Here is a 14,400-nt window from a genome sequence, read left to right as displayed (position 1 = left end):
GTGCCGGAGGCCGGGTAGCGATGCCGAGAATCCACCTGCAGTTCACCCCACGCGATAGGTGTTGAGGTTGACGACGAGACGCAGACCTCGTTCATGAACTCGCGGCGGTAGCCGCCGCCAGCAGCACGTCCGGCTCGGGGGGTAGGTCGGAATCCAGCCACAGCAGGCCACGCTTGCCGCGACGCTGCGAACGGTCCAGCCGGCTGCCGCCGTCGCCGTCACCACCTCGCGAGCCAACCGCGACTTGCCGACTCCGGCCCTGCCCGCTAACACAATCCCCCGCGCACCACGATCGGCGATCAGCCGTGTGATCTCGCCGATTTCATGATCTCGGCCGACCATCGGCCACTGATCGCGCACAGAACAAATACCAAAGAATCGTTTGTCCTTATCAGGGCGCAATGTCTTGATGGTTCACCCGGGGTCGTAACCCGATTTGTACGCCGACGACCGGTATCGGGCGTCGTACCCGGTGGCAGGAGGAGGCCACGATCGCAAATTCCCGTAGCCTGTCGGTCATGCGGATACGGCGGTCGGTTCGGTGCGTGCTGGCGGCGCTGTGCGCTGCGGTGCTGCTGTCGAGCGGCTGCGCCAGGTTCAACGACGCCCAATCGCAGCCCTTCACGACGAACCCGGAACTGAAACCGCAGCCCACCTCCACGCCTCCCCCGCCGCCGCCATTGCCGCCCACGCCGTTCCCTAAAGCCTGCCCGGCACCGGGAGTGATGCAGGGCTGCCTGGAAAGCACCAGTGGACTGATCATGGGCGTCGACAGCAAGACCGCGCTGGTCGCCGAGCGCACCACCGGCGTAATCAAGGAGATCTCGATCAGCGCCGAGCCCAAGGTCAAGATGGTGATCCCGGTCGACCCGTCCGGGGACGGCGGCCTGATGGACATCGTGCTGTCCCCCACCTTTTCGCAGGACCGGCTGATGTACGCCTACATCAGCACGCCCACCGACAACCGGGTGATCCGCATCGCCGAGGGGGACGTGCCCAAGGACATCCTGACCGGGATCCCCAAGGGCGCCACCGGCAATACCGGCGCCTTGATCTTCACCAGCCCGACCACGCTGGTGGTCATGACCGGCGACGCCGGCAACCCGGCGATGGCCGCCGATCCCCGCTCGCTGGCGGGCAAGGTACTGCGGATCGAGCAGCCCACCACCATCGGGCAGGCACCGCCGACGACCGCGCTGTCCGGCATCGGTTCCGGCGGCGGGTTGTGCATCGACCCCGTCGACGGCTCGCTGTACGTCGCCGACCGCACACCGGGTGCCGATCGGTTGCAGCGGATCACCAAGAAGTCCGAGGTGTCGACGGTGTGGACCTGGCCGGACAAGCCCGGCGTGGCCGGTTGCGCGGCGATGGACGGCACCGTGCTGGTGAACCTGATCAACACGAAGCTGACGGTGGCGGTGCGGCTGGCCCCGAAGACCGGTGCGGTGACCGGGGAGCCCGATGTGGTGCGCAAGGACACGCATGCGCACGCGTGGGCGTTGCGGATGTCGCCGGACGGCAATGTGTGGGGCGCGACGGTGAACAAGACCGCTGGGGACGCCGAGAAGCTCGACGACGTGGTGTTCCCGCTGTTCCCGCAGGGTGGCGGCTTCCCGCGCAACAACGACGACAAGACTTAGTGGTTTTCGCGCCTTAGTTTGCGCGAGCAGACGCAAAAGCACCCGAAAACGTGGCGTGTCGGGTGCTTTTGCGTCTGCTCGGCCAGGTTGCTAGGCCCAGTTCGCTAGGGCACGTCGAGGGTGAACCGCATGCCGTACTTGCGGGCCGCCTCCGCGCGATCGCCGTTGTACAGACGCGGCGGCGGCGCTTCCTGCCCGGGGTCGATGTCGTCGAGATCGGACAGGTAGAGCAGTTCTTCGGGGCCTTGCGGTGCCCAAACGGCGACCGGTTCCAGCAGGTAAGCGACGTGATCGGCGACTTCACTTCGGCTCAGCGTCCGGCCAACGAACCACGCGGCGGCGTCGTCGAGAATCGGCATGCCCAGCGGACCGCCGCGCCACGCGCAGTGCGCGAACGGGTCCTCCGGCTGGTCGGGATGACGACCGAACAGCTCGGCCAGGACGTGTCGGCCGCGCGGCAGTACATGCACGGCCAAGCTGTCGGACTTGCTCGCGACCTCATGGATGGGATCAGCGAGCGGCAGCCCCACCATAAAGCTGGGCGGCTGCACGCTGGTCTGGGTGCCGAAGGCAACCAGACAACCCGATGGGTGACCGTCGACCTGGGTCGTCACCACGAACACCGGCGTGTCCAGCATGGCCATCATGTCGTCGAACGATTCATCGATCACTCCACCATCATGAGTCCGGGCTGCGGCTTTGGAGACCCTTTCAGGAGTTTGGTAGCGAGTTCTTATATACGTGCCGTGTGACCGCGTACCACCGAATCCAATTGAGCTGCCCGACGTTTAAGGCTCATGCCCGGGTTCCACGTCGATCACGTCGACGAAATGCAGCACATCGGAAACTCCTTCGGCAAACCACATCTCGACGGGTTCCAGCAGGTACCCGACGTGGTCGCCGAAGTCGATCCGGTCCAGCGTCGCGCCTACCATCCAGGCAACCGCGTCATTCAGAATCGGCATTCCCTTCGGACCGCTGTGCCAGGCGCAACGGGCGAATTTGTCGATTTCGTCTTCGGTTTCGCCACCGAACAATTCGGCGAGGCCCGTGTCGCGTTGCGACAGGAGATGCACCGCGAGGTGCTCCGAGCCGGCCGCCACGGTGAAGGTGTGGTTGGGCTTGGAGATCCCGACGAGCAACTTTGGCGGGTGAATGTTGACCTGCGTGGAGAATCCCACCAGACACCCCGAGCGATGGTCCCCGGCTTTCGTCGTCACCACGGCCATCGCGTTGTTCATCATCTTGGTCAGCCGGAACAATGATTTGCCGCTCACCTCACCATGATCTATCGCCGGCACGGCACCGGCGATGGTCAGGGCGACGCCGCGGGTAGACCGCCGGGTGTGGCGCCGGCGAACCTGAGGCAGCCCCGGCGTGCCGATTCGGCGTCGAGCAAAGCCTGGCCGGGGAAACTGCTTGGCCGTTCGGGCATGAGACAAGGCACGCTTACTAGGTGCCCCTCAAGCGTGTTGACCAACTCAAGCCTGGCGACAGGATCCGTATGTCGATCGGGCACGCCACCCTGGTGGAGGTCAAGCCGCTTGACGATGAACAAACTCAACTCACGTTTCTTTACGGCACGGTGGGCGTGGCCGACAACGATCTCACCGTGGACGTGCTCGAAGACGACGACTGGGGCTGGTGACGCCCCGATTGCGACGTCGCAGAGTGCCGCTTCAGCCTTGACCGCAGGCGGCCAGCACGAGCTCACGCACCCGCGCGGCGTCGGCCTGCCCGCGGGTCGCTTTCATCACCGCACCGACGATCGCACCGGCGGCGGCCACCTTGCCGCCCCGAATCTTTTCCGCCACATCGGGATTGGCCGCTAGCGCCTCGTCGACGGCCGCCTGGGTGAGTGAATCGTCGCGCACCAGCGCCAGACCGCGCGCGGTCATCACCGCTTCGGGCTCGCCCTCTCCGGCCAGCACCCCTTCGACGACCTCGCGGGCCAGCTTGTTGGACAACTTCCCCTCGTCGACCAGTGCGATCACGGCGGCCACCTGTGCCGGGGTGATAGCGAGCTCATCCAGCCCGACGCCGGCTTCGTTTGCCTTCTGCACCAGATAATTTCCCCACCAAGACCGTGCATCCTTGCTGGCCGCACCGTGTTTGACGGTTTCGGCGACCAGTTCAACCGCGCCGGCGTTGACGAGGTCACGCATCACCTCGTCGGAAATGCCCCACTCATCCTGAATCCGCTTGCGGCTCAACCACGGTAGCTCAGGGATGCTCTGCCGCAACCGCTCGACCAGCTCGCGGCTGGGTGCGACTGGCTCGAGATCGGGCTCGGGAAAGTACCGGTAATCCTGCGCCGTCTCCTTGGCGCGGCCCGGACTGGTGTACCCTGCTTCGTGGAAATGCCTTGTCTCCTGGATGATTTCGCCGCCAGAAAGCAGCACGGCGGCCTGCCGCTGCATCTCGTACCGCACGGCGACCTCAACACTCTTCAGCGAGTTGACGTTCTTGGTCTCCGTACGTGTACCGAATTCCGTTGCGCCCTTGGGCATCAGCGACACGTTGGCATCGCAGCGCATCGATCCCTGGTCCATCCGCACGTCGGAGACATCCAGGGCGCGCAGCAGGTCACGCAGCGCCGTGACGTAGGCCCGCGCGATCTGGGGCGCCCGCTCCCCGGCCCCGACGATGGGTTTGGTGACGATCTCGATCAGCGGGACCCCGGCGCGGTTGTAGTCGATCAGCGAACCGGTGGCACCTTCGATGCGGCCGGTGTCGCTGCCGATGTGGGTGAGCTTGCCGGTGTCCTCTTCCATGTGGGCGCGCTCGATCTCGACCCGCCAGGTGGTGCCGTCCTCCAGCGGCGCCTCGAGGTAGCCGTTGATGGCGATCGGCTCGTCGTACTGGGAGATCTGATAGTTCTTCGGCATGTCCGGGTAGAAGTAGTTCTTCCGGGCGAACCGGCACCAGTCCACGATCTCGCAGTTCAGCGCCAGGCCGATGCGGATCGCCGATTCGACCGCGACCTGGTTGAGCACCGGCAACGAGCCGGGTAGGCCCAGGCATACCGGGCACACCTGGGTGTTCGGCTCGGCGCCGAACGTGGTGGAGCATCCGCAGAACATCTTGGTGGCGGTGGACAGCTCGACGTGCACTTCCAGTCCGAGCACCGGATCAAAGCGTTCGATGACCTCGTCGTATTCGAGCAGGTCAGCCCTGGCAACCGTCATAGGAATCGATCCTAGTGGTGACCGCGAGCGCGGCGGAGCCGGGCGAAGCGCCGGAGCTACAGCCCAGCCGGCTGCCTGCACGGCAGCAGACGGGCCAGCGCGGCGGCCAACTCCAAATAGCTGCGCCTGCTCACCTTGCTCAGGAGATCCAGCCCGATCTCCCTGCCCTGGTGCACGTGCCCGTCGAACGGCAGCACCACGGTGGCCGCCACCTGGGCGGACAACTGCTCGAGTTGCTTCGCGGCCAGCGGGCTCAGCTTGGTCCGTTCGACGTGGTTCACGGCCAGCACGGTCGCCGCGACCAGCTTGCGGTAGCCGTTGCGGCTCAGCCACTCCAGCGTCGCGCTTGTCTTCTGGATCGAGTCGATGGACGTGCTGGTGACCACCACCAGGGCACGGGACTCCAGCAGAACCGCGTCCATCACGCCCGAGTTCAGTGTTTTCGGGCAGTCGATCAACACCACGGAATAGTGGCTGCGCAGGATCGAGAACGCCTTGACGAAGTCCTGACGGCTGATGCAGAAGTTGCTGTGCGCGGGATCCGGAAGCCCCAGCACCTCCAGGCCGGAACTGTTCATGAAGGTGTGCGCGCGCACGTCGGCGTAGCGCGCGACACGATTGTCATGGATCAAATCAGCCAGGGTGAGGTCGTGTCGCCGCCCGTGCCGGTCCGCCAGGTCTCCCGCGTCGAGATCGACGGCGATCACCCGGTCGTTGCGCACGCTGGCGAACGTCGAACCGAGTGCTTCGACCACCGCGGTCTTGCCGACGCCGCCCTTGAGATTCAGCACCGCGATGGGATACGCGCCTCCCACGGCGATGCGAACCTGATCGCGCAGCGCGTTCTCGTACGCGGCCGTACGGCCCGGACCGAGGTCGATCCCGACGTAGCGCTGAATCAACTCGCGCCAGTTGCGGGGAGCCGGAGCCTCCGGAGCAAACTGCTGTTCGATGACGTCCAACGCCGTCCCGCCCGGACGACGGTCGCGCTGCACCGGCTGCGGCCTGTCCAGGACCGGCGTCGATACCGTCGGCAGATCGAAGTGCGCTGAACTCGTCGTTTGGCGGGAGTCGCCGTTCTTGGGACGCAGCGGCTGGGGCGCCGTACTCACTCCGCTGCGTGGAACGGGCCGCCAGACGGGTCCAGCCGGGTTACCCCGCTGCCGAGGCAGTGGGGCGGACTGCTGCAGTACTCCGCGATGGGGACCGCGGTTGTTCATAAACCAACGTATAGCCGATTCTTATAAACCAGAAACCAGCAAACCGGTGAACCCCGGGCTACCGGTCGGCCAACAGCCGGGAACGTCAGCCGAAGAAGGCCGCGGCGTCGTCGTACCGGCTCTCGGGCACCAGCTTGAGTTGACGAGTCGCGTCCGCCAGCGACACCCGCCCAATGTCCTGCCCGCGCAGCGACACCATCTGGCCGTACTCCCCGGCGTGGGCGGCGTCGGCCGCGTTCACCCCGAACCGGGTGGCCAGCACCCGGTCGTAGGCCGTCGGGGACCCGCCCCGTTGCACGTGACCCAGCACGGTCACCCGGACATCCTTATTGATGCGTTTCTCCACCTCGAGCCCGAGTTGCGCTGCCACTCCGGTGAACTTCTCGTGACCGAACTCGTCGATACCGCCCTCGCGCAGCGCGATCGAGCCCGCGACGGGTTTGGCGCCCTCGGCCACCACGCAGATGAAGTGCGAGTCCCCGCGCTGGAAGCGGCGCTTGACGAGCCGGCACACCTCCTCCACGTCGAAGGGCTGCTCGGGAATCAGCGTCATGTGCGCCCCTGATGCCAGGCCGGCGTTGAGTGCGATCCAGCCGGCGTGCCGTCCCATCACCTCGACCAGCATCACCCGCTGGTGGGATTCGGCGGTGCTGTGCAGGCGGTCGATGGCGTCGGTGGCCACCGTCAGCGCGGTGTCGTGACCGAAGGTCACGTCGGTGCAGTCGATGTCGTTGTCGATGGTTTTCGGTACCCCGACCACCGGCACGTTCTCCTCGGACAGCCAGTGCGCCGCCGTCAGCGTGCCCTCGCCCCCGATCGGTATCAGCACGTCGATGCCGTTGTCATCGAGCGTCTGCTTGATCTGGTCGAGTCCGGCGCGCAGCTTGTCGGGGTGTACCCGCGCCGTGCCCAGCATCGTGCCGCCCTTGGCCAGCAACCGGTCGTTGCGGTCATCGTTGCGTAGTTGCATCCGGCGGTTTTCCAGCAACCCGCGCCAACCATCCTGGAAACCGACCACCGACGAGCCGTAGCGGGCGTCGCAGGTACGCACTACCGCCCGAATGACCGCGTTGAGGCCGGGGCAGTCACCACCGCCCGTGAGTACTCCGATGCGCATATTCTCATCTTGCCCTGCGGGCCCCTACCTGGCGCGAGCAGACGCGAAATCCCCCTAAACCGCATATTTTGGGGCGCTTTTGCGTCTGCTCGCCGGACTTAGCCGGACTTAGCCGGACTCAGATAGCCGTCGGCAACGGGCCGCGGGCCGCCTCGTAGGCGGCGCCCACCCGATACAGCCGGTCATCGGCCAGTGCCGGGGCCATGATCTGCAGCCCGACCGGCAACCCGTCGTCCGGGGACAAACCCGACGGGACCGACATGCCACAGTGCCCGGCCAGGTTCAGCGGCAGCGTGCACAGGTCGAACAGGTACATCGCCAGCGGATCGTCGACCTTCTCCCCGAGCCGGAACGCCGTCGTCGGGGTCGCCGGCGACACCAGCACGTCGACCGACTTGTAGGCCTCGTCGAGATCGCGGGCGATCAGCGTGCGCACCTTCTGTGCTTGGTTGTAGTAGGCGTCGTAGTAACCGGCCGACAACGCGTAGGTCCCGATCATGATGCGACGCTTGACCTCCGGCCCGAACCCGGCGGCACGGGTCAGCGCCATCACCTCCTCGGCGCTGTGGGTACCGTCGTCGCCCACCCGCAGCCCGTAGCGCATCGCGTCGAACCGGGCCAGGTTGCTCGACACCTCGGAGGGCAGGATCAGGTAGTAGGCCGGCAGCGCGTAGTCGAAGTGCGGGCAGTCGACCTCGCTCACCTCCGCACCCAACTCCTTGAGCTGCTCGACGGCGGCTTCGAAGGACGTCAGCACGCCGGACTGGTAGCCCTCGCCGCTGTGCAGCTGGCGCACCACACCGACCCGCACACCGCGCAGATCACCGGCAGCGCCCGCGCGCGCCGCACCCACGACATCGGGCACCTCGGCCTCGATCGAGGTGGAGTCACGCGGGTCGTGACCCGCGATCACCTGGTGCAGCAGGGCGGTGTCCAGGACGGTCCGAGCGCACGGTCCGCCCTGGTCAAGCGATGACGCGCACGCCACCAGCCCGTAGCGGGACACGGTGCCATAGGTGGGTTTGACGCCGACGGTCGCGGTCAACGCGGCCGGCTGGCGGATGGACCCGCCGGTGTCCGAACCGATCGCGAGCGGGGCTTGGAAAGCGGCCAGTGCCGCCGCGCTGCCGCCGCCGGAGCCACCCGGCACGCGCTCGACGTCCCACGGGTTGCGGGTCGGACCGTAGGCGGAGTTTTCGGTGGACGAGCCCATCGCGAACTCGTCCATGTTGGTCTTACCCAGGATCGGGATGCCGGCGGCCCGCAACCGCGCGGTCAGTGTCGCGTCATACGGCGATTGCCAACCCTCGAGGATCTTCGAGCCGCAGGTGGTGGGCATGTCGACGGTGGTGAACACGTCCTTCAGTGCCAGCGGGACCCCGGCCAGCGGCGACGGGAGCGCCTCACCGGCAGCGACCGCCTTGTCCACGGCGGCCGCGGCCGCCAGCGCCCGGTCGGCGGCCACATGCAGGAATGCGCCGTACTCGGCGTCGGTCGCCTCGATCTGGTCCAGGCACGCGGTGGTGGCCTCGACCGACGACACCTCTTTGGCGGCGATCTTGTCGGCCAGCGTCGCCGCATCGAGCCGGATGATGTCGGTCACTGGCTCTCCCCCAGGATCTGGGGGACGGCGAAGCGGCCATCGACCGCTTCGGGGGCGGCAGCCAGTGCCTCCTGTTGCGTCAGGCACGGTTGTGTCTGGTCCGGCCGGGTGACGTTGACGTCCTTGAGCGGGTTGTCGGTGGCCTCGACACCGGTCACGTCGACGGCCTGGATCTGGCTGACGTGGTTGAGGATGGCGTCGAGTTGACCGGCGAAGCTGTTCAGCTCCGTCTCGGTCAACGCCAGACGGGCCAGTCTGGCGAGGTGGGCCACCTCGTCGCGAGAGATTTGGGACACGAGCGAAAAGCCTAGTGGAGTGGCTTATCCCTCCCGGTTGTCGCCGTAGGAGTTGGCGTCGTCCAGCAGCTTGCGAAGCAGGTCAAGCGGATCTCCGGTGCCGAGTCGATGACCCGGCGGACCGGTACCACCGGTGACCGGCAGGCGGTCGGGTGAGATCGGAATCAGTTCCCCCGGACCGGTGGAGCCCAGTTCCGAGTTGCCGGCCGGCGGGGGTCCCGACGGCGGCGGCCCCGGTGGCGGCGCCTCGGGCGCGGACGGCTCGGCCGGTGCTGTGCCCGGCGGCCGATCGAGCAAGTCCAGTTTCTGCCGCAGTCGCGGAATCGCCGTGTCCCGGATCGCGCGACGCTGCAGGTCACTGTCGCCATTGCCGGCGAAGCAGCCTGCCGGCGCCTGATCGGCCAACGCGATGGCGGCGGTATAGAACCGCTGTGCCTCCGCCTTGTTCGCCTTGCGGGCAGCCAGATCGCCCCGGGTCTCACGAACCAGCAGCAGGTTGACCCGCACCGGGCACGACCGGGCCGCCTGCGTGCGGGCCAGTGAGTCGGCGAACGAGTCGTCGGCGTCGTGCAGGCGCCCTTCCAGGACGTGCAGGTCGCCGGCCGCGAACGAGGTCTTGGCCGGGTCGAGCACGTCGACGATGCGCAACCAGGCCACGTCGCGCCGCAGCCCCTCGATGTCGTGGCGGCTGAAATCCGTTGTTGCCCACGACCCGAGCACTCCGACGGAGATCATCTTGACCGCCGCCAACACCAAAACCACGGCCACCGGCGCGGAGCACAAACAGAGCCGGCGGCGTAGCCGAAGGCGCGCCGACGTGACGCTGCGCGGCGTCATCGAGCCACATCCCGGGTGGACATGCGGTTGCGCCGGTACTCCCGAACGGTCAGCACGCCCTCGGCCAACAACAACGCCGCGGCAATCAGGGTGCAGACCCAGTACAGCTCCAGGCGTCCGAACAGCTGCGCCGACGGGTCGGTGCCACCCGTGCCGACGACCGCAGGCGCGACACCATTGGGCAGTGGCCCGCCGTCGCGATGAACGTAGCGAAGGTCGAGTTGGGCGGCGATGTCGTGCAGCCGGGTCTCGTCGATCGCGGAAGTCAGCGGTCCGCTTCCGTCTGGATCGGGTTGATAAACCATTCTGCCGTCGACCCAGCCCTGCGGAATCGGCCCGCCGGCCGCGGTGCCGTAGCCGAGCACGGCGCCGCCTGCGATCTTGTTGCGTCCGAGCTCGATAGAGGTCGCGGCCGCCCGAGAACCCGGGGCGCCGGTGCCGAGGTAGAAGACGAGGGTCTGCGACTCCGGGTAGGTCTTGGCAGCCTGTTCGACCTTGGCGCGCAGCACATCCCGCGCGGCGACGGCGTTGGCCTGATAGAACGCGTCCGGTGGCACCGCGATGTAAGGCGAGAGCCCTTTGACGACGGAATGCAGACCCGCGGCGTCGTCGGACAGCGGCCAATCCAGGGTGGCCTGGGCCGCAAACGAGATGAGCGCGAACCGCGCCTGCGGGTACCGGTCGATCAACGCGCCGATGTCCGCCCGCATCCCCGACATTCGCGATTTGCCGTCGCCGAAATCCTCGACGCGGGCATTCACCGACCGGTCCACGACGAAGAAGACATTCGCGTCCAGGACGGGATCGGCCGACGGACCGCCGGGATCCCGGTCGAACCCAGGGCGGCAAGCGGCAATGACCAGCAGGATGACGGCCAACGTCGTTGCGCCCCAACGCCCCAACACCGGCCCGATCCGCCCCGTCCCGCTCCGCAGCAGCAACCGGTACAGCGCTACCACCCGGATCAGGACCAGCAGTGCGGTGAGGGCCACGATCCAGATGGCCGGCAGCACCGGATAGGAACTCATCGCCGCAGCACCGCCAGCGAGACGGACAACAGAGCGGCGGCCAGCAGGCTGCCGACGAGCAGTGTTTCCGGCGAGTCGGCGGAATGAACCGAGATGACTTTGCCGCCGGGCAATTGAGCGGTGGGGCCGTTTTCGTCGATCTCGTCGAGGTAGTCGCTCAGGGTGTCGGCGGACTCGACGCCAGCCGGGTTGTATTGGAAGAACCTGCCACCGCACTCCTGCGCGGTGTCCTGCAGCGCATCGGCGTCTTCGGTGGACGAGCTCGCCACGTCCGACCGGGCGACGACGTTGACCTGGACACCTTGCTGCACCGCCAGCCGCTTCAGGGTCTCACCGGTGAACAGCGACGGCCGACGCTCCGCGGGATCGCGAAACGTGCTGTAGCCGAAATAGATCAGCTGCCGCCGGTGTGCCCGCTCCGCGGGGTACGACGGGAAACCGGCCATGCATTGGGCGAGCGTGTCCGGAACGCCCGGGGCATAGTCGACGTAGCCGACCGGACGGGAGAAGCCTTCGAGCCCCCTGGTCAGCTCCGCGCGTTCGTTGTCCGGCAACGCTTTACGGTCATCAAGATCCTGTTGGATGCGGGCAAGCCGGGACAGCGATCCCAACCGGTCGGCCAGGTAGCGGTGATCGCGGGTCAGCGGAATGACCCGCAGGGTCGGGGAGGTCAGCCCGAACCGGCGGGTGTCCTCGGGTCGCAGCCGCTGCACGTAGCGCGCGTAGTACTGCAGGAAATCCGCCGTGGCCTCATCCGTCACCGGCGCTCCGACACACAGCATGATGTCCTGCGGATGGGCGGTGTCGAATGCCTGCCTCGCGGAGGCCATCCCGGTGGGCCGCGCGCTGGCGGTCAACGCGGTCAGGAAGGTGGCCAGCAGCAACACGCCGGTCACCACGACCGAGAAGAGATAGAACCGGTAGACGCGCAGGTACTGCGGAAGCCTGGTGAGCCGGTCGACGTGCGCCAGCGGCCGAAGCGTCCGGCGCAGCCGGGCGGTGGGCAGCAGCACGGCGGCCGCCACCGCGACCGCGAGACTCAACAGCCCGATGTAGAAGACCGGCCACCACTTCAGTTCCACGAGGTGATCAGCTCCTCCGCCGAGCGCCCCAGCTCGGCGACATCCTGTTGTGCCCCTGGGTTGAAGCGCGCGTCGTTCAGCCCGGCAAACAGCGGCGCCGCAGCGGCGAGCGGGCCGCCGGCCAGTTGCTCGACGTGCAGGTACTGAGCCCTGATCCCGGTGGCCACATACAGAAAGCTGCGCAGTGTGCGGCTGATTCGGGCGCTGGCCGCGCTCGGCGTCAGCGTACCGTCCCGGTATTGGGCGCCGATCCTTGCGACCGCGCGCGCGAACCTGCGCCGGTTGACCCGTGCGTGGAGGCCGTTGATCACAGGCATCCGGCGCAACCGTGCCGGCGGCAATGTCCACACGAAAACAACTGCATACCAGCCGATTACGGCTAAAAGCAGTAAAACACCCAACACCGGCCACCAAGCGGAGAAACGCAGCGGGCCGGAGATGAATCGCAGCAGACCGTCACCCGGCACGGCGGTACACTTCGGTCAATTCGACTATGGCGGAGCGTATCTCGTCGTTGCCGCCGATCCTCGCGAAGCGCACCCGGTGCTCGGTGAGGAACGCGTCGAGTCGCTCGGCGCGACGTTCCTCGGCGGCGTAGTAGGCGGCGATCACTCGAGGGCCCAGCGCGGCGCCGCCGAGCACGAATCGTCCGGTGGAAACGTCGAACCCGCCCAGTCCGCCGTCGGCCGGCCCGACCGCCGGCATGTCGACGATCATCAGCCACATCACCTCGTGCCGCCCGCTGAGCCGCTTGAGCACCTCACCGAGACCGGGGGTGACCTCGGGCTCGTCGGACACCACGATCAGCAGCAGGCGGTGCCGGTGCGCCCGGGCGACGAAATCCAATTGGCGCACGATGTCGCTGGTGGCGGCATCCCGAAAGGTGTTGGTGTAGAAGCGATGCAGCAGGCTCTCGACGTGTGTTTCGCCGCGCCCGCTGCGGACCGAGGCGGTGCCCCGCGAATCACCGCAGACCAAGCCGATCTCGTCACTGCGTCCCATGGCGATCAGGCCGATCGCGCCCATTACGTTGGTGGCCACCTCGCCCTTGACCTCACCGCTGTCCGTCAACGCCGACATGTTGCGTCCCGAGTCGGCCACCAGCAGGATCTTGTGATGCTTTTCTGACACGAAGCGTTTGATCAGTGTCGCGCCCGAGCGCGCCGACGCCTTCCAATCGATGTCGCGCAAATCGTCGCCGGGGACGTAGGGACGCAGATCGTCGAGTTCGAGGCTTCTGGTGTGCAGCAGGGCGTAGCGGCCGCCTTCGAGCAGTCGCCGGGTGTCGGTCCCGAAATGCGACTTCGCCTGGTTCAGGTGTCGACCCATGATCTGCCGTCAGGGCACTCGAACCGATTGCAGCACAGCGTCGATCACCATCTCCGCGGAGACCCCGAGAGTGACCGCCTCGAAGCCCAGGATCAGTCGATGCCGCAGGACTCGGTGCGCCAGCTTGCGAATGTCGTCGGGAATCACGTGATTTCGCCCGGACAGCAAGGCCAGCGCGCGGGCGGCCTGGCAGAAGGCGATGGTGGCTCGCGGGCTGGCGCCGTACTCCACCACCCGAGCCACGTCGGCAGGCAGGAACTCCCCGGCATTGCGGGTGACGTGCACGAGTTCGCTGGTGTAGCGGATCAGCTCGGTGTCCATGTGCACGCTGCGCGCAACACCCTGTAGGCGCGCGATCTCGTCGAGGCTCACCACCGGCTGCGCCGGCACGTCCCGGTCGTACACGCCGGCGTCGATACGGGCAATCACCTCGACTTCGTCCTCCGGTCGGGGATAGCGGAGCACCTCTTTGAGCATGAACCGGTCGGTCTGCGCCTCCGACAGCGGATAGGTGCCCTCCTGGTCGACCGGATTCTGCGTCGCAATCACCAGGAACGGCTCAGGGATCGGGTACACCTGGCCCGCGATGGTGGTTTGGCGCTCCTCCATCGCTTCCAGCATGGCGCTCTGGGTCTTCGCGCTGGACCGGTTGATCTCGTCGAGCAGGACGATGTTCGCGTGCACCGGGCCCAGTTGCGTGGTGAAGGTGTTGGTCGAGGAATCGAAGATCTGGGTGCCGATGATGTCGCTGGGCAGCAGATCGGGCGTGCACTGGATGCGTTGGAACTGGCCGGAGATCGCATCGGCGATCACCCGCGCGGCGGTCGTCTTGGCCAGCCCCGGCACCCCCTCCAGCAGGATGTGCCCGCCGGTGAGCATGCCGAGCAGCAGCGACTCGCGCAGATAGTCCTGGCCGACCACCTTTCGGGCGAATGCCGCCGATATGGCGTCCACCACACGGTAGGCGTGCTCCATATCCTGCTGGCTCGGCTGAATGCGGGTACTGGTCACCTTCCTGCCTGCTCAGACGTCGGTCTATGCATCACTGCAACCCTCCCCG

At 66.9% G+C, this 14,400-nt stretch carries 16 protein-coding genes; 2 read left to right on the top strand and 14 right to left on the bottom strand.

Going from position 1 to position 14,400, the window contains the following annotated elements; translation table 11 throughout:
* Positions 1–42 precede the first annotated feature (42 nt).
* The gene (locus tag A5645_RS29245) at positions 43–342 is read right to left on the bottom strand and encodes an ATP-binding protein (protein ID WP_366663758.1); all 300 of its coding nucleotides are present in this window, start codon (positions 340–342) and stop codon (positions 43–45) included.
* Between the two features lie 176 nt (positions 343–518).
* Between A5645_RS29245 and A5645_RS08960 the strand changes: the two genes are divergently transcribed.
* Positions 519–1,640, top strand: coding sequence for a PQQ-dependent sugar dehydrogenase (locus A5645_RS08960; protein WP_065129279.1), 1,122 nt, complete (start codon positions 519–521; stop codon positions 1,638–1,640).
* Positions 1,641–1,744: 104 nt separating this feature from the next.
* Here the strand turns inward: A5645_RS08960 and A5645_RS08955 are convergent, their stop codons facing one another.
* On the bottom strand, positions 1,745–2,287 hold the full coding sequence (locus A5645_RS08955; RefSeq protein WP_065038305.1) for a flavin reductase family protein: 543 nt from the start codon (positions 2,285–2,287) through the stop codon (positions 1,745–1,747).
* A gap of 141 nt (positions 2,288–2,428) precedes the next feature.
* The gene (locus tag A5645_RS08950; protein WP_155767923.1) at positions 2,429–2,917 is read right to left on the bottom strand and encodes a flavin reductase family protein; all 489 of its coding nucleotides are present in this window, start codon (positions 2,915–2,917) and stop codon (positions 2,429–2,431) included.
* 227 nt (positions 2,918–3,144) lie between these two features.
* Between A5645_RS08950 and A5645_RS28105 the strand changes: the two genes are divergently transcribed.
* Positions 3,145–3,288, top strand: coding sequence for a hypothetical protein (locus A5645_RS28105; protein ID WP_172830498.1), 144 nt, complete (start codon positions 3,145–3,147; stop codon positions 3,286–3,288).
* A gap of 31 nt (positions 3,289–3,319) precedes the next feature.
* On the opposite strand, the gene gatB is transcribed toward A5645_RS28105, so the two are convergent.
* The 11 genes from gatB to A5645_RS08895 all read right to left on the bottom strand — a co-directional run bounded on the left by gatB (position 3,320) and on the right by A5645_RS08895 (position 14,351).
* Positions 3,320–4,828 (bottom strand): Asp-tRNA(Asn)/Glu-tRNA(Gln) amidotransferase subunit GatB, encoded by a 1,509-nt coding sequence (gene gatB, locus A5645_RS08945; RefSeq protein ID WP_065129278.1) that lies wholly within the window; start codon positions 4,826–4,828, stop codon positions 3,320–3,322.
* Positions 4,829–4,884: 56 nt separating this feature from the next.
* The gene (locus A5645_RS08940; protein ID WP_253866894.1) at positions 4,885–5,940 is read right to left on the bottom strand and encodes a MinD/ParA family ATP-binding protein; all 1,056 of its coding nucleotides are present in this window, start codon (positions 5,938–5,940) and stop codon (positions 4,885–4,887) included.
* A 193-nt stretch (positions 5,941–6,133) separates the two neighbouring features.
* Positions 6,134–7,165 (bottom strand): ATP-dependent 6-phosphofructokinase, encoded by a 1,032-nt coding sequence (locus tag A5645_RS08935; RefSeq protein WP_036354417.1) that lies wholly within the window; start codon positions 7,163–7,165, stop codon positions 6,134–6,136.
* Between the two features lie 118 nt (positions 7,166–7,283).
* Entirely contained in the window at positions 7,284–8,768 is a 1,485-nt protein-coding gene (gatA, locus tag A5645_RS08930; protein ID WP_065038218.1) for an Asp-tRNA(Asn)/Glu-tRNA(Gln) amidotransferase subunit GatA, read from the bottom strand.
* A complete protein-coding gene (gatC, locus tag A5645_RS08925) occupies positions 8,765–9,064 on the bottom strand; it encodes an Asp-tRNA(Asn)/Glu-tRNA(Gln) amidotransferase subunit GatC (protein ID WP_036354411.1) in 300 nt (99 codons plus the stop codon). Before gatC ends, gatA begins: the two co-directional genes overlap by 4 nt.
* Before the next feature lie 24 nt (positions 9,065–9,088).
* Positions 9,089–9,901 (bottom strand): hypothetical protein, encoded by an 813-nt coding sequence (locus tag A5645_RS08920; protein WP_065129276.1) that lies wholly within the window; start codon positions 9,899–9,901, stop codon positions 9,089–9,091.
* Positions 9,898–10,929 carry a vWA domain-containing protein gene (locus A5645_RS08915; RefSeq protein WP_065129275.1) on the bottom strand — a complete coding sequence of 344 codons (1,032 nt, stop codon included), beginning with the start codon at positions 10,927–10,929 and terminating at the stop codon, positions 9,898–9,900. Before A5645_RS08915 ends, A5645_RS08920 begins: the two co-directional genes overlap by 4 nt.
* Entirely contained in the window at positions 10,926–12,011 is a 1,086-nt protein-coding gene (locus A5645_RS08910; RefSeq protein ID WP_065129274.1) for a hypothetical protein, read from the bottom strand. The genes A5645_RS08915 and A5645_RS08910 overlap by 4 nt, the downstream gene beginning before the upstream one ends.
* Positions 12,002–12,328 (bottom strand): hypothetical protein, encoded by a 327-nt coding sequence (locus A5645_RS08905; RefSeq protein ID WP_331226479.1) that lies wholly within the window; start codon positions 12,326–12,328, stop codon positions 12,002–12,004. Before A5645_RS08905 ends, A5645_RS08910 begins: the two co-directional genes overlap by 10 nt.
* Positions 12,329–12,467: 139 nt before the next feature.
* Positions 12,468–13,340 (bottom strand): DUF58 domain-containing protein, encoded by an 873-nt coding sequence (locus A5645_RS08900; protein ID WP_065129273.1) that lies wholly within the window; start codon positions 13,338–13,340, stop codon positions 12,468–12,470.
* Positions 13,341–13,349: 9 nt separating this feature from the next.
* Positions 13,350–14,351 carry an AAA family ATPase gene (locus tag A5645_RS08895; RefSeq protein ID WP_065038224.1) on the bottom strand — a complete coding sequence of 334 codons (1,002 nt, stop codon included), beginning with the start codon at positions 14,349–14,351 and terminating at the stop codon, positions 13,350–13,352.
* Between the last annotated feature and the right edge of the window lie 49 nt (positions 14,352–14,400).

The sequence above is a fragment of the Mycobacterium asiaticum genome (assembly GCF_001673635.1).
Classification (GTDB): Bacteria; Actinomycetota; Actinomycetes; order Mycobacteriales; family Mycobacteriaceae; genus Mycobacterium; species Mycobacterium asiaticum_C.
Note: the sequence above shows the minus strand (reverse complement) of the source record. Positions and strands in the feature narration are given on the sequence as shown.

Excerpts from the sequence above, each read along its gene's own strand:
- A5645_RS28105 (WP_172830498.1), top strand. The coding sequence starts at position 3,145 with ATGTCGATCGGGCACGCCACCCTGGTGGAGGTCAAGCCGCTTGACGAT.
- A5645_RS08955 (WP_065038305.1), bottom strand. The coding sequence starts at position 2,287 with ATGATGGCCATGCTGGACACGCCGGTGTTCGTGGTGACGACCCAGGTC.
- gatB (WP_065129278.1), bottom strand. The coding sequence starts at position 4,828 with ATGACGGTTGCCAGGGCTGACCTGCTCGAATACGACGAGGTCATCGAA.
- A5645_RS08960 (WP_065129279.1), top strand. The coding sequence starts at position 519 with ATGCGGATACGGCGGTCGGTTCGGTGCGTGCTGGCGGCGCTGTGCGCT.
- A5645_RS08915 (WP_065129275.1), bottom strand. The coding sequence starts at position 10,929 with ATGAGTTCCTATCCGGTGCTGCCGGCCATCTGGATCGTGGCCCTCACC.
- A5645_RS08920 (WP_065129276.1), bottom strand. The coding sequence starts at position 9,901 with ATGACGCCGCGCAGCGTCACGTCGGCGCGCCTTCGGCTACGCCGCCGG.
- A5645_RS08935 (WP_036354417.1), bottom strand. The coding sequence starts at position 7,165 with ATGCGCATCGGAGTACTCACGGGCGGTGGTGACTGCCCCGGCCTCAAC.
- A5645_RS08905 (WP_331226479.1), bottom strand. The coding sequence starts at position 12,328 with ATGCCTGTGATCAACGGCCTCCACGCACGGGTCAACCGGCGCAGGTTC.
- A5645_RS08900 (WP_065129273.1), bottom strand. The coding sequence starts at position 13,340 with ATGGGTCGACACCTGAACCAGGCGAAGTCGCATTTCGGGACCGACACC.
- A5645_RS29245 (WP_366663758.1), bottom strand. The coding sequence starts at position 342 with ATGGTCGGCCGAGATCATGAAATCGGCGAGATCACACGGCTGATCGCC.